At 71.2% G+C, this 17,045-nt stretch carries 17 protein-coding genes; 9 read left to right on the top strand and 8 right to left on the bottom strand.

Annotation, left to right across the window (positions count from 1 at the left end):
- Window positions 1-2: 2 nt before the first annotated feature.
- Both IF78_RS0104000 and IF78_RS48250 read right to left on the bottom strand, forming a co-directional pair.
- Window positions 3-797 carry a methyltransferase gene (locus IF78_RS0104000; RefSeq protein WP_031477448.1) on the bottom strand — a complete coding sequence of 265 codons (795 nt, stop codon included), beginning with the start codon at window positions 795-797 and terminating at the stop codon, window positions 3-5.
- A 7-nt stretch (window positions 798-804) separates the two neighbouring features.
- Window positions 805-1,074 carry a hypothetical protein gene (locus IF78_RS48250; RefSeq protein ID WP_158751263.1) on the bottom strand — a complete coding sequence of 90 codons (270 nt, stop codon included), beginning with the start codon at window positions 1,072-1,074 and terminating at the stop codon, window positions 805-807.
- Between IF78_RS48250 and corA the strand changes: the two genes are divergently transcribed.
- The gene (gene corA, locus IF78_RS0103995) at window positions 1,067-2,194 is read left to right on the top strand and encodes a magnesium/cobalt transporter CorA (RefSeq protein WP_031477449.1); all 1,128 of its coding nucleotides are present in this window, start codon (window positions 1,067-1,069) and stop codon (window positions 2,192-2,194) included. The genes IF78_RS48250 and corA overlap by 8 nt on opposite strands.
- 91 nt (window positions 2,195-2,285) lie before the next feature.
- On the opposite strand, the gene IF78_RS0103990 is transcribed toward corA, so the two are convergent.
- Together IF78_RS0103990 and IF78_RS0103985 are read right to left on the bottom strand one after the other, a co-directional pair.
- Complete coding sequence (locus IF78_RS0103990; protein WP_031477450.1) at window positions 2,286-2,723, bottom strand: CBS domain-containing protein; 438 nt, start codon at window positions 2,721-2,723, stop codon at window positions 2,286-2,288.
- 227 nt (window positions 2,724-2,950) lie between these two features.
- Window positions 2,951-3,592, bottom strand: a complete 642-nt coding sequence (locus IF78_RS0103985) for a nucleoside/nucleotide kinase family protein (protein ID WP_031477451.1) — start codon at window positions 3,590-3,592, stop codon at window positions 2,951-2,953.
- A gap of 215 nt (window positions 3,593-3,807) precedes the next feature.
- Between IF78_RS0103985 and IF78_RS0103980 the strand changes: the two genes are divergently transcribed.
- From IF78_RS0103980 to IF78_RS0103970, 3 genes are all read left to right on the top strand, one after another.
- Window positions 3,808-4,506: a DUF2293 domain-containing protein gene (locus IF78_RS0103980; RefSeq protein WP_037639648.1), complete on the top strand. Its 699-nt coding sequence runs from the start codon at window positions 3,808-3,810 to the stop codon at window positions 4,504-4,506.
- 428 nt (window positions 4,507-4,934) lie between these two features.
- Window positions 4,935-5,414 carry an anthrone oxygenase family protein gene (locus IF78_RS0103975; RefSeq protein ID WP_031477453.1) on the top strand — a complete coding sequence of 160 codons (480 nt, stop codon included), beginning with the start codon at window positions 4,935-4,937 and terminating at the stop codon, window positions 5,412-5,414.
- Between the two features lie 165 nt (window positions 5,415-5,579).
- The gene (locus IF78_RS0103970; protein ID WP_031477454.1) at window positions 5,580-7,067 is read left to right on the top strand and encodes a glutamate synthase subunit beta; all 1,488 of its coding nucleotides are present in this window, start codon (window positions 5,580-5,582) and stop codon (window positions 7,065-7,067) included.
- 178 nt (window positions 7,068-7,245) lie between these two features.
- Here IF78_RS0103970 and IF78_RS0103965 read toward each other — a convergent pair whose 3' ends face one another.
- On the bottom strand, window positions 7,246-7,848 hold the full coding sequence (locus tag IF78_RS0103965) for a carboxymuconolactone decarboxylase family protein (protein WP_234439729.1): 603 nt from the start codon (window positions 7,846-7,848) through the stop codon (window positions 7,246-7,248).
- A 37-nt stretch (window positions 7,849-7,885) separates the two neighbouring features.
- On the opposite strand from IF78_RS0103965, the gene pdxR reads away from it, so the two are divergent.
- The 3 genes from pdxR to IF78_RS0103945 all read left to right on the top strand — a co-directional run bounded on the left by pdxR (window position 7,886) and on the right by IF78_RS0103945 (window position 13,057).
- Complete coding sequence (gene pdxR, locus IF78_RS0103960) at window positions 7,886-9,352, top strand: MocR-like pyridoxine biosynthesis transcription factor PdxR (protein ID WP_031477456.1); 1,467 nt, start codon at window positions 7,886-7,888, stop codon at window positions 9,350-9,352.
- Between the two features lie 334 nt (window positions 9,353-9,686).
- Window positions 9,687-12,275, top strand: a complete 2,589-nt coding sequence (locus IF78_RS49435) for a PEP/pyruvate-binding domain-containing protein (protein ID WP_234439730.1) — start codon at window positions 9,687-9,689, stop codon at window positions 12,273-12,275.
- A gap of 275 nt (window positions 12,276-12,550) precedes the next feature.
- The gene (locus IF78_RS0103945) at window positions 12,551-13,057 is read left to right on the top strand and encodes a fused DSP-PTPase phosphatase/NAD kinase-like protein (RefSeq protein WP_078662298.1); all 507 of its coding nucleotides are present in this window, start codon (window positions 12,551-12,553) and stop codon (window positions 13,055-13,057) included.
- Between the two features lie 30 nt (window positions 13,058-13,087).
- Here IF78_RS0103945 and IF78_RS0103940 read toward each other — a convergent pair whose 3' ends face one another.
- From IF78_RS0103940 to IF78_RS0103930, 3 genes are all read right to left on the bottom strand, one after another.
- A complete protein-coding gene (locus IF78_RS0103940; RefSeq protein WP_037639682.1) occupies window positions 13,088-13,891 on the bottom strand; it encodes an SAM-dependent methyltransferase in 804 nt (267 codons plus the stop codon).
- Window positions 13,892-14,053: 162 nt separating this feature from the next.
- Window positions 14,054-14,308, bottom strand: a complete 255-nt coding sequence (locus tag IF78_RS0103935; protein WP_031477461.1) for a DUF397 domain-containing protein — start codon at window positions 14,306-14,308, stop codon at window positions 14,054-14,056.
- The gene (locus IF78_RS0103930; protein ID WP_031477462.1) at window positions 14,309-15,169 is read right to left on the bottom strand and encodes a helix-turn-helix domain-containing protein; all 861 of its coding nucleotides are present in this window, start codon (window positions 15,167-15,169) and stop codon (window positions 14,309-14,311) included.
- A 364-nt stretch (window positions 15,170-15,533) separates the two neighbouring features.
- Here IF78_RS0103930 and IF78_RS0103925 point away from each other — a divergent pair, with 364 nt between their 5' ends.
- On the top strand, window positions 15,534-16,178 hold the full coding sequence (locus IF78_RS0103925) for an ATP-binding protein (protein WP_051827491.1): 645 nt from the start codon (window positions 15,534-15,536) through the stop codon (window positions 16,176-16,178).
- Window positions 16,169-16,606, top strand: coding sequence for a hypothetical protein (locus tag IF78_RS49430; protein WP_031477464.1), 438 nt, complete (start codon window positions 16,169-16,171; stop codon window positions 16,604-16,606). Before IF78_RS0103925 ends, IF78_RS49430 begins: the two co-directional genes overlap by 10 nt.
- The last annotated feature ends 439 nt before the right edge of the window (window positions 16,607-17,045 follow it).

Here is a 17,045-nt window from a genome sequence, read left to right as displayed (position 1 = left end):
GGCTACGCCTTGCGCCCCCACGCCGAGATCATCGGGCTCGCGGCAAGGTCCAGGCCGCCGGTGGTGATGTTGTCGAGGTGGCGGTCGATGTCGTGGTCGGTCGCGAGGCCCGCGGTGACGAGCTGGTCGCGGTTCTCACGGATGGTGGCGGACTCCAGGGCGGCGCAGGCGGGCGAGGAGAGCGGGAAGTACGCGTCGGCAACCACCCGGCGCAGTCCGGCCGCGCGGAGCAGGCGCGGGAGTCTGCGGCCGAAGGAGAGGTCGGCGCCACGCTCGGCGAGAAGGGCGCGGACGCCGTCGCGGAGACGATTGGCCAGTTGCTGTTCGGGGCCGTACTCGTCGGGGCAGAGCAGGGGCTGCAGGACGGGGTCGGCGTCCTCGACCAGGAGCCGGCCACCAGGGCGCAGGGCCTTGATCATGGACCTCAACGCCCTTTCGCGGTCCGGTACATAAGAGAGGACCACCCGGGCGTGCACCAAGTCGTACTCCTCCCCCGGCGGCTCCTCGGCGCCCACGTCGTGCACGCGGACCTCCACCGGATGGCGCGCGGCCGGGGCGAGCCGTGAGGTGTCGAGGTCGGTCGCGACCACCTTTCCGGTCGGGCCGACCTTCTTGGCCAGCCAGGAGACCACCGACGTGCCGCCGGCGCCCACTTCCCAGCAGCGCCAGCCGGGTCCGATGCCGAACCCTTCGAGGTAACGGAACGTCGTGGGATCGAAGAGAGGGCCCAGTGCGTCGCATTGCTCGTCCGCCTCGGCCTGCCGGTTGTCCAGGAGATACCCATTGGTTCGCATCATGCCGAGATCATCCCATTTGCCTTGTTTGCCGGAAGCGGTCGACGCTCGGCGGGATGGACGCGAATTCCGCCCGCCCTGCTCCCGCGCCGACCATCCACGCCGAATCACGCCCACTCCGCACGGCAACCTGGGCAAAGCCCTTCATCCACAGGCGGGAACAAAGCGGAATCCCGTACTCCCACAGGCTTACCCGCAGCTCACCCCCAACTGGCAAACTGGCCAGCCAGGGCGCAGAAATGCGGCGCGAGGATCCACGCAAGGAGATCCAGATGTCCATGGCAGGGAATCTGCGGAAGGTCACGGGCCTCGACAAGGTCGGCAGCCTCCGCAGGGTGGCACGGCTGGCTCGACGGCGCCCTCGTGTCGACCTCAGCCATCCCGCCAGGTCCCCGCTGGGCTCCTCCGTGGTGAACTGCGTGACGTATCGGGACGGCGTGCGGGTCCAGGAGAACGGCGATCTGGTAGACGTCGTGCAGCGGATGCGCAAACGCGGGGGCGGGTTCGTCTGGCTGGGCCTCCATGAACCGACGGACCAGGAGTTCGCGGGCATCGCCGAACTCTTCTCTCTGCATCCGCTGGCGGTCGAGGACGCGGTCGAGGCGCATCAGCGGCCGAAGCTGGAGCGCTACGACGAGACGCTGTTCGCCGTGTTCAAGACCGTCTGCTACGTCGAGCACGAGAAACTCACGGCGACGAGCGAGGTGGTGAACACCGGCGAGATCATGGTGTTCGTCGGCCAGGACTTCGTGATCACCGTGCGGCATGGGCGGCACGGCTCCCTGGGGCCGTTGCGCGAGGAGCTGGAGTCGAACCCCGAGCAGCTCGCCAAGGGGCCGGCGGCGGTGCTGCACGCGATCGCGGACCATGTGGTCGACGACTATCTGAGCGTCACCGACTCCGTGCAGGAGGACATCGACGAGGTCGAGACGGATGTGTTCGCGGCGAACGGCGCGCGGGCCGACCCGGGGCGGATCTACCAGCTCAAGCGGGAGCTCCTGGAGCTGAAGCGGGCCGTCGTCCCGCTCAGCCGACCGCTCGAGGACCTGGCCACGCTGCCGATCCGGGTGGTGGAGCCGGAGATACAGGCCTACTTCCGCGACGTGTCCGACCATCTGCTGCGGGCCAAGGAGCAGATAGCCGCCTTCGACGAACTGCTGAACTCGATCCTGCAGGCGCACCTGGCGCAGGTCACCGTCGCGCAGAACGAGGACATGCGGAAGATCACGGCCTGGGCCGCGATCATCGCCGTACCGACGATGGTGTGCGGGGTGTACGGGATGAACTTCGACTACATGCCGGAGTTGCGCTGGACGTTCGGCTATCCGCTGGTCATAGCGGTGATATCCGTCGCGTGCGTGGTCCTCTACCGGGGCTTCCGGCGCAACGGATGGCTCTGACGCCTGATTTGGGCTGCTCCGGTGCGTCCCCGACCGGCACGGTCGGCCGGCCGAGGACGGCACTGGAGGTGAGGGTGGGGCGTTCGCCGCGTCAGTGCGTCGTCGGCGCCGCGGTCCTGGCGTAGACGCTCTCGGCCCACTGTCCGATCTGGCCCTCCGACAGGTGCTGGGCCAGATCAGCCTCGCTGATCATGCCGACCAGGCGCTTGTTGTCGATGACGGGAAGCCGGCGGATCTGGTGCTCCTTCATTTCCCGGAGCACGTCACTGATGTCGGCGTTCGCGTCGATCCAGCGCGGGGTGCCCTGGGCCATCTCGCCGGCGGTGACCTTGCTCGGGTCGCGGCCCATGGCCACGCAGCCGATGACGATGTCGCGGTCGGTGAGGATCCCGCAGAGCCGTTCGTTCTGATCGCTGATGGGCAGGGCTCCGACGCCCAGCTCACGCATGAGCTGGGCGGCGCGGTCCAGGGTCTCGTGGGCGGGGATCCACTGGGCGCCACGGTGCATGATGTCTCCGGCAGTGGTCATTGGAGTACCTCCCGATGCCGGACGGCCGGCGCGGCGCGGGACGCACCGCTAAGTCCCGGCGCCCTTCATTCTCGCCGCGCCGTCCCGTGCGTGCACCCGGAACCGAGCGGTGACGGCCACCGGCGACGGGGGCGATCAGGCCGATAAGCGCACCGTCGTAGAAGTTCTTCCCGTCGAGCAGGGAGCGGACGGAGTCGTCGAAGGAGATCGGATCACTCGTGGAGGGCTCAGCCGTTCCACGCCGGGTGCCGCGGATCGTCGGCGCGCACCAGGACGTCGGCGGTACCGGCCGGATCGGTCTCGTTGTCGTAGCGCTCGAAGGCGGGGAGGGTCCAGTGCTCGGCCTCGGGGGTACGGCGACGCAGGGCGCCGGGTGAGAGGAGGACGTGGACGGTCAGGTCGAAGGGGAACCAGTGGCGCATCAGGAGGGGACCATGCATCAACAGGAAGCCACCGGGCGGGAGTTGGACGTAAGGACTGCGGGTCGCCCGGTCGGTCTCCGGGTCCCACAGGTCAGGCAGGACGCGACCGTCACCGCCGGGCTCGAGCGGGCCGAAGACCTCGCGCCACAGGGCACCGGTGTCGAACCAGCCGTCGTAATAGGCGTCCACATCCTGGTGGCCGTACTCCAGCCGAACCGAGGCCGGGCGCAGGAAGCCCTCCGTGCCGACACAGAGCGAGGGGCGTCCGCGTACGCGCAGCGCCTCGCCGACCCGCTCCGCGAGGTCTCCCGGCCGGGCCGCCGGGGCGCCGTCGAAGGCGACACGCGGCCAGGGGCTGCCGTCGGCCGGTTTCCGGTCGAGCAGCCGCTCGGCCAGCCGGTCGCCGAGCCGCTCCCAGGTGATCGCTTCGAGTCGCACAGGACCCATGATGCGACAAGGGGTGGTCGGGGTGGTGCGGGGTGCGGGGCGCCAAGAAGGGGGCGAGCTCGATCGGCTCGACATCACAGACCGACCAGGCCACTCACCTGACCCGAGCGAGCTGCCCACCCGAATCGATCAAACCGCACACCGCTCCCGATCAGGCAGTTTCCGGTCCGCGTCGGGTAGTTCCCCAGGCCCGCCCCGAGGGGAATGAACCGGGTATGGCGCACCTCGCAACTACCCCGCACCGTACCGGCCTTCTGGTGGTTCAGCCCGTCAAGCGGCGGCACTGTGCGGAGTGTCATGCGGGGCCGTTGCAGATGCTCGTGCTGGAGGACGGGGCGCCACGCTGTCTCGACTGTGCCGATCTCGGGCATCTGGTGTTCCTGCCGCGCGGCGACACGGCGCTGACGCGTCGGTCACGGGAGGAGAGTGCGCTGTCGGCGGTGGTCGTACGGTTCAACCGGCGCAGAAGCCGTTACGAGCGGCAGGGCGTGCTCGTCGAGGAGGCGGCGCTCGCCAGGGCCGAGCGGCGGTGTCTGGCGGACGCGGAGGCCCGGCGGCGGCGCCGGGTGCGGGACGCGCGGCGGCGGGAGCGGGAGGACGTGCGGCTCGCGGAAGCGTTCGCGGCGGAGATACTGCGGCTGTTCCCGGGGTGTCCGGTGGAGCGGGCGCGGGACATCGCGGGGCATGCGTCGGTGCGGGGCAGCGGACGCGTGGGGCGGAGTGCGGCGGGGCGGGCGTTGTCCGAAGGGGCGGTGACGTCGGCGGTCGTGGCGTCCGTACGGCATCTGGACACCTCGTACGACCAGTTGCTGATGGGCGGGATGCCACGGCACGAGGCTCGGCGGCGGATCGCAGCAGCGGTGGAGACGACGTTGCGGGCGTGGCGGGCCGAGGTGTCGGAGGCCGCCGGCTGACGGTGATCCTCTTCGGTGGGTCCCTTCGGTCGACGGACTCGGCAACGGCCGATGCCGACGGGACCCGCCCACGCAGGGCGCACTCGGGATGCGTACGCCCGCCGTGCCGGCGCGGGTCGGCCGGGCAGGCGGACCGCAGACCGGCGGTCGGGAAAGCCGGGCGGGCAAGACCGGCAGGCGGAGGGGCGTGGCGGACGCGGACGCGCCGGGCAGGCGACACGCACCAGCCGGCCAGGCCTCGGACACCCAACGGCCGCCCACAGTGCCGTTCCTCAAGGCGCGGCGCCAGGGCCTCGTCCGGCTGGACGCTCGCGTATGTGCCCGCGTCGCTCGGCCATGGTGACCGTTCTCGTTCAGGGTTTCACTTGAGGTGACAGATGGGCCGGGCCGGGAAGGATCTCGGCGGGATACGGGGAGTTGACGTTGACATGATTGATGGGCCGTACTTCGTGCTCGTGGTGATCGGCGTGGTGGGCACCGGTCTCGTGGCGGGGGTCTTCTGCGCTTTCTCGACCTTCGTGATGCGTGGGCTGGCCGCGCTGCCGCCGGCGCAGGGCGTGGCCGCGATGAAGGCGATCAATGTGACGGCGTTGACGCCGGCGTTCATGCTGGTGTTCCTCGGGTCGGCGGTGCTGTGCGCGGTGATCGCCGTGGTGACGTTCGTGCTGTGGCCGGACGAGGGCACGGTGGAACTGCTGCTGGGCAGCGGGCTGTATCTGTTCGGGTCGTTCGGGGTGACCATGGTGGCGAACGTCCCCCGCAACGACACGCTGCTCAAGCTCGACCCGGGCACTCCTGAGGCGGCCGACTACTGGCCGACGTACGTGCGCGAGTGGACGGCGTGGAACCACGTCCGCATGGTCGCCTCGGCCGCCGCGACGGTGTCGTACGTCCTGGCGATCAGCTGACGCGCGGGCGCGGACCGAGCCGGGAGGGAATCCGCGGGAAAGCCGGGGAGAAAGCGCTGTCCCCCACCCTGCGTACGTGGCCGGTGGGACGTATCGTTGCGGGAAGAGTGCCGCCCGATGACGCACGGCTCCAACACGTCACATGCGCACGCGAGGAAGACGGCCATGGCCGATCCCAAGGGCTTCATGACCACCCCCCGCCAGGACTGGCCGCGCCGGCCCGTCGAGGAGCGGGTCAAGGACTGGGACGAGGTGTACGTCCCAGGGGCGCTGCTGCCGATCATCAGCAAGCAGGCCGATCGTTGCATGGACTGCGGCATACCGTTCTGCCACGACGCCTGTCCTCTGGGCAACCTGATCCCCGAGTGGAACGACCTGGTGTCGAGGGAGGACTGGCGGGCGGCGGCGGATCGGCTGCACGCGACGAACAACTTCCCCGAGTTCACCGGGCGGTTGTGTCCGGCGCCCTGTGAGGCCGGGTGCGTGCTCGCGATCAATCAGCCGGCCGTCACCATCAAGAACGTCGAGTGCGCCATCGCGGACCGGGCCTGGGAGGACGGGTTCGCTCCGCCTCGGCCGCCGGATCGGCTGTCCGGGCGGACGGTCGCGGTCGTCGGGTCGGGGCCCACGGGGCTCGCGGCGGCGCAGCAGCTGACCCGGGCGGGGCACACGGTCGCCGTGTACGAGAAGGACGACCGGATCGGCGGGCTGATGCGGTACGGCATCCCCGAGTTCAAGATGGAGAAGCACCATCTGGAGCGGCGGATCGAGCAGATGCGGGCCGAGGGGACGAAGTTCCGTACGTCGACGGTGGTCGGCCGGGACGTCGGAGCGGCCGACCTGCGGTCGCGCTACGACGCCGTGGTGATCGCCACGGGAGCCACGGCCTGGCGTGAACTGCCCGTTTCAGGACGGGAGTTGAGCGGCATCCAGCAGGCGATGGAGTATCTGCCGCTGGCCAACCGGGTGTGCGAGGGGGACCTGGAGAGCTCCCCGATGTCCGCCGCCGGGAAGCACGTCGTCATCGTCGGCGGCGGGGACACCGGGGCCGACTGCCTGGGCACGGCCGTGCGGGAGGGTGCCGCGTCCGTGACCCAGTTGGACATCTACGCCCAGCCGGGCGCCGAGCGGGACGAGGCGGCCGAGCCCTGGCCGACGTATCCGAAGATCTACCGCCTGTCGGCGGCGCACGAGGAGGCGCGTGATCTGGAGACGGCGCCGGCGGCGGACGCGGACGCGCGGCTGTTCGCGGCGTCCACGCTCCGCTTCACGGGTGACGCCGACGGGCACGTACGGTCGCTGCACCTGGTCGAGGTGGACGCGCAGCGCCGCCCGATGCCGGGCACCGGGCGGACACTGCCCGCCGACCTCGTGCTGCTCGCCCTCGGCTTCACCGGCCCCGACCGGGAGGACGGGCTGATCGAGCAGCTCGGGCTGGAGATGGAGCCTCGCGGCACGATCACGCGGGATGCCGGCTTCGCCACGAACGTGCCCGGGGTGTTCGCCGCGGGGGACGCCGCCCGGGGGCAGTCGCTCATCGTGTGGGCGATCGCCGAGGGGCGGGCGGTGGCGGCGGCCGTCGACCACTACCTGACGGGGAGCTCGAGGCTGCCGGCACCGATCTCGCCGTATGACCGGCCCATGACCGTTTGAGGAATGCGGGGGCGGTTCCGGCGAGTTCGGCACGGCCGGGCCGTCATTCCGGGCCGTCGTTCCGGGCCGTGGTGGCGGCCGTTGCGGCGGGCCGTTGCGGCGGACTCATGGTTGACCGACAAAGGAAGCAAGCCGCACAGTGCCGGGCCGCCGACGGCGCGCGAAGCCTGCGTCTCCGCTACCTCCGCTCGTCCGTCCCCGCCACTTTCCCCGTAGCCAACGCCACCCTGTTCCAGGTGTTGATCGTCATGATCAGGGCCAGTACGTGCGCCAGCTCCCCGTCGTCGAAGTGGGCCGCCGCCTGGCTGTAGACCTCGTCCGGGATCCCGCCGTCGGCCACCAGGGTCACCGCCTCCGTCAGGGCCAGGGCCGCCTGTTCCCTCTCGGTGAAGAAGTGCCGGGCCTCGCGCCAGACCGCGACCATGTGCAGCCGGTCCTCGCTCTCGCCGGCCTTGCGGGCGTCGTTGGTGTGCATGTGGAGGCAGTAGGCGCAGTGGTTGAGGTGCGAGGCGCGGATCTGGATCAGTTCGACCAGGGTCGGATCCAGGCCCTCGCGGGCGGCGGCGTCGAAGCCGACGATGGCGCGGAAGACCTTCGGGGCGGACTTCGCGAAATCCAGGCGGGTCCTCGCGGCCTCGGCGGCGGCGATGGCGGCGTCGATGCCGGAGCCAGTTCCGGAGCCGATACCGGAGCCGGCTCCGGAGCCGATGCCGGAACGGGCCCCGGAGTCGATGTCGGAAGTTCCGTGCGCAGTAGTCGTGTTCGTCGTCATGCGCTCCAAGCTACGGCCCCGAAAGACCGACGGTAGGGTGCAATCCATGGCAAAGTCATGGGTCAATTCTGCGGAGCGGATCGGCGCCGACCTGCATCTGGATCTGACGGAATCGGCCGGGCCCGGCGGGCGGCGGGCCGCGTTGACCCGGGCGTTGCGGGAGGCCGTGCGCAGTGGGCGGCTGGCTCCCGGCACCAGGCTGCCGCCCTACCGTTCGCTCGCCGCGGACCTCGGAGTCGCCCGCAACACGGTGGCCGACGCGTATGCGGAACTGGTCGCCGAGGGCTGGCTCACCGCCCGGCAGGGCTCGGGCACGAGGGTGGCGGAACGTGCCGAACCGCTTCGGCGGGCGGAGCGGGTGCCCCGTAAGGCACCTCCACGCGCGCGTGGACCTCACCACGACCTGCGGCAGGGCACCCCGGACGCGTCGGCGTTCCCGCGTGCGGCCTGGCTGGCCTCCTACCGGCGGGCTCTGCAGCAGGCGCCGAGCGAGGTCTTCGGGCCCGGGGACCCCGCCGGACGGGTCGAACTACGGGAGGCGCTCAGCGAGTACCTGGCACGCGCGCGCGGCGTGCGCACCGAGCCGGGCCGCATCGTGATCTGTTCCGGCTTCGCGCACGCCCTGCGGCTGCTGTTCTCCCAGGAGAAAGGTGGCAGCGTGCTGCGCGGGCCGCTGGCGGTCGAGGCGTACGGGCTCGGCTTCCACCGGGAACTCCTCGCCGCCGCGGGCGTACGGACCGTACCGCTCCCCCTCGACGAGGACGGAGCACGCGTCGACCGGCTGGCGCGTGAGCGGGCCGTGCTGCTCACACCCGCGCACCAGTTCCCGACCGGCGGCCCGCTGCATCCCGAGCGCCGCGCAGCGGTGATCGACTGGGCACGCGCGCGTGGGAGTGTGGTCCTTGAGGACGACTACGACGGTGAGTTCCGCTACGACCGCAAGCCCGTCGGCGCCGTCCAGGGCCTCGATCCCGAGCGGGTGATCTTCATCGGCTCGGTCAGCAAGAGCCTGTCGCCGGCGGTGCGGCTCGGGTGGATGGTACTGCCGGAGCGGTACGTCGACGGCGTGCTCGCGGCCAAGGGCGAGCGCGAGGCGTGGGCGAGCGTCCTCGACCAGCTGAGCCTCGCCGACCTCATCGTCTCCGGGGCGTACGACCGTCATGTACGGCGCATGCGGCAGCGGTACCGGAGCCGCCGCGACCGCCTGGTCACGGCGCTCGCCGCGCATGCGCCGCAGGTCGAGGTCACGGGTGTCGCCGCAGGACTGCACGCCGTACTGCGGCTGCCGCCCGGCACCGAGCGCTCCGTCGTCAAGGCGGCCGGCTGGCAGGGCATCGCCCTGGACGGCCTCGCCGAGTTCCGCCACCCGGAGGCGGCGGAGCCGGAAATTCCGGTCCATGACGGCTTGGTCGTGGGCTTTGCGACGCCTTCGGAGCACGCGTACACGGCGGCGCTGGAGGCGTTGTGCGGGGTGCTGCCGCCGGGTGGGGAGCCGGAGGGTGCACGGCGGTGAGGAGCCAAGAGGCAGACGGCCCTGCCGGGGTCCTGTCCGCGGCGGAGACACCCACGTCGGTCCTGCCCACGAAGGAGCCGGCGGCCGCTGCCGCCGGACGAGTCACCCCGTCCCGGCATACCACCACATTCGGATTTGTTCTCCCATCTGCCTGAAAAGTGACTTATGGGCTACATGCAGGCGAACAGGAGTGGGATCATCGGAGCGGGAGGCGTGCCGTAGCCGCACCCGGACCGGGCCGGTAGCGGCTCGCCCCCATCCTTCGTTCCGCCGTCAGGCGCAGGGCCACCCCCGCGCGTCCCCCCTGTTGGCGGTCGGTCCTGGAGGGTGTTCGATGACGACGATCGAAGAACGTCATGGAGACGGTGCTCGCGACAGGGAAGTGCACCGGGGGGACAACTCCCTCGACCGGGCAGGCGAGGCGTACGGCCCGGCCATCGTCCCGCTGGACCAGCCCGAGGCGGCAATCCCACAGCTGATGGGGTCCAAGGCCGCAAACCTCGCCCGCGCGGCCCGCGCCGGACTGCCCGTGCTGCCCGGGTTCGTGATTCCGTACCGAGCGGGCGGCGACATGGTCGCCCTGCGGCGCGCCTGGGACGAGCTCTCCGAGGGTGGCGCCCGCCCACTCGTGGTGCGGTCCTCCTCGCCTCAGGAGGACACCGAGGAATCCTCCCTGGCGGGCCAGTTCACCTCGGTGCTCGACGTGCGCGGCTGGCGGGCCTTTCGTACGGCCGTACAGACCGTCCTCGACTCGGCGCACCGGGCCGACGGGTCCACGGCGCCGATGGCGGTGCTCGTGCAGCCCATGCTCACGGCACGGGTCGGCGGGGTGATGTTCGGCGCCGACCCGGTCGCGGGGCGGGCCGACCGGATGCTGGTCAGCGCGGTGCGCGGCGGGCCGGACAGCCTGGTCAGCGGCGTGCAGGCCGGCACCGACTACTGGCTGAGCGAGCACGGACGGCTGCTGCGGACGGAGGCTTCCGGGGATTCGGGGACGAGGGCCGCGGATGGTCGGCGGACAGAGGTCCCGGGGGACCCCGGGGTCGAGGCTCCGGAGGGTCGGCGGACGGGGGCTCGCGGAGATCCGGGGGCGGAGGCTCGCGGAGATCCGGGGACGGAGGCTCGCGAAGATCAGCGGACGGAGGCTCCGGACGGTCGGCGAACAGAGGTTTCGGCGGACCTCGGGAGCGAGGCTCGGGGGGACTCCCGAGCCGCGTCTTCGGGGGAGCCGTGGACGGCGTCGTCGGAAGGCCCGCGGAGGAGGCCTTCCAGGGGTCCGCAGGCCGTGTCGTCGGCGAACCCGAACGCCGCGCTGCCGGGGAACCGGCAGGCCGCGCCCTCGGGCGGCCCGCACGCCGCCGCACCCTCGGAGGAGCCCCACGCCATATCCCCGGCGAACCCCCATGCCGTGGCTTCGGGCGACCCGCACCTCGCCGCACCCTCGGAGGACCCGCACCCCCCACCCCCGGCGAACCCCCATGCCGTGGCTTCGGGCGACCCGCATGCCGTGTCCGTGCAGGGCGGCACATTGCTGACGCGGGCCGAGCTGTTCCGGCTGGCGCGGCTCGCCCGGCGGGTTCGGCTGGTCTTCGGCGGGCCGCAGGACGTGGAGTTCGGGTTCGACGCGGAGGGGCGGCTGTGGCTGTTCCAGAGCCGACCGATCACGGCGATGGCGGCGCGGCCGGCCCGTGGAGCGCGGCTCCTCGGGCCCGGCCCAGTCGCGGAGACGCTGCCGGATCAGCTGGCGCCGCTGGAGGAGGACCTGTGGGTGGCGCCGATGGCCCGTGGGCTCGCGGCCGCGCTCGACATCGGCGGCACCGCGCCGCGCCGGCTGCTGAAGTCGGTGCCCGTGGTCACGACGGTCGCCGGACGCGCCGCCGCCGACCTGCGTCTTCTCGGCGCCGTGCCGCCGCGGCACCGGTGGCTCGCGCTGCTGAACCCGGCGCCGGGAGCGCGTAGGCTCGTCGCGGCCTGGCGGGTGGGGCGTCTCGCGTCCTCCTTGCCCGGGCTGGCGACCGATCTCGTCGCCGACGTCGACCGCCGTCTCGCCGAGATCCCGCCACCCAGCGGACTCTCCAGTTCCGCCCTGGCCGCTGAGCTCCGCTGGACCCGCCGGGCCCTGGTCTCCCTGCGCCCAGGAGGCCCTCGCGGGCGCCCTCCTCAACGAACCGCCCAAGAGCCGCACAGCGGCGGGCACGGCTCTCGCCGCCCTGGCCGAAGCACGCGCGCAGGGCATACCCGACGACCAGCTGGCCGCCACGAACCCCGTGATCCTGGCCCTCACAGCCCCGAGCCTGCGAGGCCGGGGACGACTGCCCGGGGTTACGGCGACGGCGACACCGACGACGACCGACCCCGCAGAAGCGCCGACAACGGCCCACACCGGAGAGGCACCGGCACGTGGCCGGCTCGGACAGCTCGGACAGCTACGGCACCCGACGACACCGGCCAGGTCGGCCGACCCGACCGGCCCGGCAGTGATCAGCCAGGCAGCGATAGACCAGGCAGCAGCGGAACCGGAACAGCAGAGCCCACGGCCACCGGACCAGCAAGCCCCCTGGCCTCAGGCGAACCCGCCTGCCAACGGTACCGCCGCCCCGGAGCCGTCCCCCATCCGGAAAGCCAACGGCACCGCCCGCCCCGAAGCGGCACCAACCAGGACCACCCACACCCCCACGCCACCTACCGGCAACGGCAGCCGCCCGCCCTCTCCGCGGCCGCCCGCCCTCGACAAGCCGGCAGAGCGATCCACCCCGCCGGGCACGGCAACCAACGCGACCACTTCGCCAATCCCCATGACCGCGACCACCCCGACCAGCGCTGCCTTCGCCATCTACGCCACCCCGTTCACCGGGACCACCCAGGCCACCCTCACTCCGCACCGCCACACCGACGGCCCGTACGCGCCGACACCCCAACCTGAGGCCGTCACCCCCACTCAGCCCCCGCCCCCAGCCACCGAACCCCCACCAACAGGACCAGCCACGCCAGCCGCGCGCTCCCGGACCACATCGACAACCCGAGCCACCCACCCTCTGCCGACCCACCGAACCCCCCTCCCGCCCCGCGAAGCCCTCCGCCTCCGTATCCGCTGGGTACAGGAACTGCAGGTCCGGCTCGCGCGCGACGTGGCGCGGCGGCTGGGTATCGGCGTGGAGCGCCTCGGGCTGTTGCGGTGGGCGGAACTGGTCGCACGATGTGAACCACTTCCAGGCCGTGGACACCGACGGCCGCCTGTGGCGCGGCTCCGCCCCCTCCCCCGCCGGTTACCGGGCGCTGGCGAGCATGGGCATCACCACAGTCGTCGACCTGCGCGCCGAGCGCATGACCGCGGCCCAGCTGGCCGAACCGGGCGAGGCCGGGCTGAACGCCGTACGCCTGCCGATCCGTGACGGGCAGACGCCGTCTCCCAAGCAGGTGCAGCGCTTCCTCGACATCGTCTCGTCGTCCTCCGGCCCGGTGTTCGTGCACTGCGGCGCGGGTGTCGGCCGTACGGGCGCGATGGTCGCCTCGTACCTCGTGAAGACCGGTGAGGAGTCGCCGTCGATGGCGGTTCGACGCAACCTCGCGGTCGGGCCGCCGTCGATCGAGCAGATCTACTACGGACTGAACCTCAGCCCGGCGAAGGCGGAGCAGCCTCCGCTGCCGGTGGTGGTGCTCAGCCGCCTGGTGGACGCTCCGCGGCGCATCATGTCGTACTTCTGAGGCCGGTGACGGCCACATGTGGCCGTGGCACTACGGCTTGCGCCCCACCGCCCCGTACCCGGGAATGACCCCGTCGTCCTGCCCGGGTACCGGCTCCCCCAGTTCGGGGTGCCAGCGGTGGGGCACTTCCACGCCGGGCTCGACGAGTTCGAGGCCGCCGAAGAAGCGGGTGAACTCCTCGCGGGAGCGCAGGGGCAGCGTGACGCCGGCCGCCTTGAGCTTCTCTGTCGCCGCCTTCGACTCCTCAGGGGTGAAGTCGGCGGTCGCGTGGGTCACCACCAGGTAGCTGCCGGAGGGGAGTTCGGACAGCAGCCGGCGGACCAGTTCGTGCGCGCCGTCCTCGTCGGAGACGAAGTGCAGCAGCGCGATGAGGGAAAGCGCCACCGGTCGGCCGAAGTCCAGTACCTTCCGGGCGCCGTCGACGATGGCGTCGGGGTCGCGCACATCGGCCTGCAGGTACTCGGTGGCGCCCTCGTCCGTACCGCGCAGCAGGGCAGCCGCGTGGGCCAGCACGATGGGGTCGTTGTCGCAGTAGACGACACGGGCGTCGGGGGCGATCCCCTGGGCGATCTGATGGAGGTTCGGCTCGGTCGGGATCCCCGTGCCCACATCCAGGAACTGACGTACGCCGTGGCCTGCGAGCCAGCGGGTGGCGCGGTGCATGAACGCGCGGTTGACCCGCGCCATCACCGGCACCCGCGGGTCGAGGGCGAGCATCTGCTGCCCCATGGCCTCGTCGACGGGGTAGTTGTCCTTGCCTCCGAGATACCAGTCGTACATCCGCGCGGGATGCGGCTTGCTGGTGTCGATCTCGACGGGGTTCGACCCGGTCATGACGAACTCCATAAGGTTCGAGGACGGTAAGAACAGTAAGGACGGTAAGTGATCAACTCGGCACCAAAATAAGTGAATCGACTGAACAGAACTGGCTGACTGAACAGATCTGGCTGAACGCAACGGGGTGGCAGAAAGGGTGAGCAAGGGGGCCGTGCCGGGTCAGGACAACAGGAAGTCCGCCTCCCCCGCCTTGGCGCCCTCGATGAATGCCGTCATCTCGTCCGCCGTGTAGATCAGCGCCGGCCCGTCCGGGTCGGTGGACTGACGGACGGCGATCCGGCCGTCGGCGAGCTTCATCGCCTCCAGGCAGTTGCCTCCGTTGCCGCCGCTCCACGGCTTGTGCCAGCCCTCGCTGCCCAAGTCCCGCGCGGGCATGCCGTTGTAGACGCGTATGCGCGGCCTGATGCGATCCATTCACAGCTCCTTGCGGAGATCCCGGAGGATCTCCTTCGTGCGATGTGCCGTAGCGGCGTGCGCCGCCATGCGGTCCATGACCTCGAGATGGGTCGCCACCTCGGTGCGCGCGTCGAGATAGACGGCGCCGGTCAGGTACTCGCTGTAGACCATGTCCGGAAGCTCCGGCACGGCGAATCGGAACAGCACGAAGGGCCCGTACGTGCCCGGGTGCGGCCCGTTGGCGAACGGGGCCACCTGCAGCGTCACGTTGGGCAGCTTCGTGGCCTCGAGCAGCCGGTCGATCTGGGCACGCATCACCTCCGGGCCGCCGACCTGACGGCGCAGCACGGTCTCGTCCATCACGACCCACAGCCGGGGCGCGTCCTCACGGGTGAGCAGTTGCTGGCGTTGCATGCGCAGGGCGACATGGCGCTCGATGTCATCGGGGCTGGTCTGGCCGATGGCGCCCGACCGGAGCACTCCGCGCGCGTAGTCCTCGGTCTGCAGCAGACCGGGCACGAAGTGGGGTTCGTACGACCGGATGAGGCCGGCGGCGCCCTCCAGGCTGACGTACATCGAGAACCAGCCCGGCAGGATGTCGTGGAACCGCTGCCACCAGCCGGGTCTGTTGGCATCCTCGGCCAGTTGCACGAAGGCGTCGGCCTCGTCGTCGGGGATGCCGTAGGCCTTCAGGAGCAGTTGGAGATACGGGATCTTGAGCGAGACCTCGGCCATCTCCATACGGCGGACCGTGGCGGGGGCGACGCGGAGGATGCGGGCGGCCTCCTCGCGCTTGAGCCCGGCGCGTTCCCTGAGATCCAGCAGGCGCCGACCGAGGACGACCTGACCGACCGTCGGCGCGGACCGCGGCTCGCTCACGCTCCACCTCCACGATGGATCCCGACCAGACCGATCGCTTCCCGATCGATTCCCGACAGATCGACTCAATCCCGGCAGGCTGCCTTAGCCCTGACGGGCCGTCTGAACCCTGACAGCGTGCCTGAACCCTGACAGCGTGCCCGAAGCCTGGCAGCGTGCCCGAAGCCTGGCAGAGTGGCTGAATCCTGACAGGCCGACGGCGCCATTCGAAGACCTTTTCGAAGATCGCGGTGGATCTTCGGTGATCCCAACTGGCGCCGTTCGACATGCTGTTGCGAGCAGTGTGCCACGGCCTTCCAGAGAGTCACACCGCACTCTGCAATTTTCAGAGTGACACTTGCCAAGTGTTCACGGCGGGGCGATAGTGGCAAGCGTGATTCCGTCCCCGCCCTTAGGAACAGACGCCGCCGCGGTCCCCCACGGCCTCGGCGCCGACACCGGAGTCGGCCCCCAGCGGGGCGCCGCCGCCGAGCGCCGGTTCCGCTTCGAACTGGCCGCGCATCCGGGTTCCCCCGCGCAGGCCAGACGCCTGACCAGGGCGCGGCTGAACGGCTGGTCGGTGTGCGAGGACACCTGCGACACGGCGGCTCTCGTCGTGTCCGAGCTGGTCACCAACGCGATCGTGCACACCGCCAGCGAGCACATCGTCTGTGAGCTGAACGACGGTGCCGAGATGGTGCGAATAGCCGTGCGTGACGAGGGCTGCGCGCCGGGTGAGCCACATCCGATGGCGGTACGGCCCGAGGAGGAGCACGGGAGGGGACTGCTCCTCGTCGACGCCCTCTGTCAGGCGTGGGGGGCCCATGAGCAGGGGTCCGGGGTGGTGGTCTGGGCGGACCTGCCACGCGGGGACGCTTCCCGCGGTGACACGGGGCCTCGCAGCGACCTCGGCTGGGGAGCCCGCCCCAAGCCCGGGCCGTCCGACGGTTCCGGTGACGAGGACGAGGCGCAGGGGCGGGCACGGGCGCGGGGGCCGTACGGTGGGGGGACGGGGCTCGGATGGCTGTGAGCGGTGCGTCCGGCGGGGGGCAGGTGCTGAGCCTGGACTCGCTGGTCCGGCTGCGTCGCGGTCTGCGTACCGATGCCGGTGGCCCTCGGCGGCTGCCCGTTCCGGACGGGATGACGGCTCCTCTGGGGTGCGACGCGGTCGCGGTGCCCGCCCGTTTCGGGCCTCTTGTGTTGCCTCGGCTGCCTCGGGTGGGGTGTGTGTACGCCGATGAGACGCACTGGTGGTGGATCGTGCCGGCGGACTCCGACTACGCGTTGGAGTGGCCGGCGGCGGTGCGGTACATGACGGGGGCGGTGGTGCTGGACACGCCTCGGTTGATTCATCGGCCGGCTGGGTCGGTGCCTTATACGCCGCCGATTCCGTTGTATTTGGCGTTGTGCCGGGTTACGGGGACTACGCCGACGTGGTCCAGGCAGCTGAGCGCGTGAGGCCTGCCCCGGGGTTTTTCTCGCCCCCGCCGCCCCTACCCGTCCCATCCTGAAGGGGCTCCGCCCCTTCGACCCCGGTGCTCCTGGGGGCTGCCGCCCCCAGACCCCCCGCTTCGGCCCTTGAAGGGCCTCGTCCTCAAACGCCGGACGGGCTGAAAAGACCGCGACGCTGACGAGTAGCCGCCGGCCCATAAAAGCGCACTCGCGCATCGCCATTCACATCCCGCGCATCGCCATCGGCATTCCGTGCATCCGCCATTGCACCCCGGGCATCTGCCATCGGCACCCCGCGCAACCCCATGCACTTCGCCCCACCACCCAAACCACCCCGCTCCTTCCCCACGGCACACGCCCGCGCGCACCCCCGGCCCAAGCCACCCCACCGCTCCATCACGCCGCCGTACGCCCGCCTGCACCCCCGGCCCGAGCCACCCCGCCC

Source organism: Streptomyces bicolor (genome assembly GCF_000719285.1).
Classification (GTDB): Bacteria; Actinomycetota; Actinomycetes; order Streptomycetales; family Streptomycetaceae; genus Streptomyces; species Streptomyces bicolor.
Note: the sequence above shows the minus strand (reverse complement) of the source record. Positions and strands in the feature narration are given on the sequence as shown.

What these genes read in the sequence shown, in the direction of transcription:
- IF78_RS0104000 (WP_031477448.1), bottom strand. Translation starts at nt 797, where the DNA reads ATGATGCGAACCAATGGGTATCTCCTGGACAACCGGCAGGCCGAGGCG.
- corA (WP_031477449.1), top strand. Translation starts at nt 1,067, where the DNA reads ATGTCCATGGCAGGGAATCTGCGGAAGGTCACGGGCCTCGACAAGGTC.
- IF78_RS48250 (WP_158751263.1), bottom strand. Translation starts at nt 1,074, where the DNA reads ATGGACATCTGGATCTCCTTGCGTGGATCCTCGCGCCGCATTTCTGCG.
- IF78_RS0103990 (WP_031477450.1), bottom strand. Translation starts at nt 2,723, where the DNA reads ATGACCACTGCCGGAGACATCATGCACCGTGGCGCCCAGTGGATCCCC.
- IF78_RS0103985 (WP_031477451.1), bottom strand. Translation starts at nt 3,592, where the DNA reads ATGGGTCCTGTGCGACTCGAAGCGATCACCTGGGAGCGGCTCGGCGAC.
- IF78_RS0103980 (WP_037639648.1), top strand. Translation starts at nt 3,808, where the DNA reads ATGGCGCACCTCGCAACTACCCCGCACCGTACCGGCCTTCTGGTGGTT.
- IF78_RS0103975 (WP_031477453.1), top strand. Translation starts at nt 4,935, where the DNA reads ATGATTGATGGGCCGTACTTCGTGCTCGTGGTGATCGGCGTGGTGGGC.
- IF78_RS0103970 (WP_031477454.1), top strand. Translation starts at nt 5,580, where the DNA reads ATGGCCGATCCCAAGGGCTTCATGACCACCCCCCGCCAGGACTGGCCG.
- pdxR (WP_031477456.1), top strand. Translation starts at nt 7,886, where the DNA reads ATGGCAAAGTCATGGGTCAATTCTGCGGAGCGGATCGGCGCCGACCTG.
- IF78_RS49435 (WP_234439730.1), top strand. Translation starts at nt 9,687, where the DNA reads ATGACGACGATCGAAGAACGTCATGGAGACGGTGCTCGCGACAGGGAA.
- IF78_RS0103940 (WP_037639682.1), bottom strand. Translation starts at nt 13,891, where the DNA reads ATGACCGGGTCGAACCCCGTCGAGATCGACACCAGCAAGCCGCATCCC.
- IF78_RS0103935 (WP_031477461.1), bottom strand. Translation starts at nt 14,308, where the DNA reads ATGGATCGCATCAGGCCGCGCATACGCGTCTACAACGGCATGCCCGCG.
- IF78_RS49430 (WP_031477464.1), top strand. Translation starts at nt 16,169, where the DNA reads ATGGCTGTGAGCGGTGCGTCCGGCGGGGGGCAGGTGCTGAGCCTGGAC.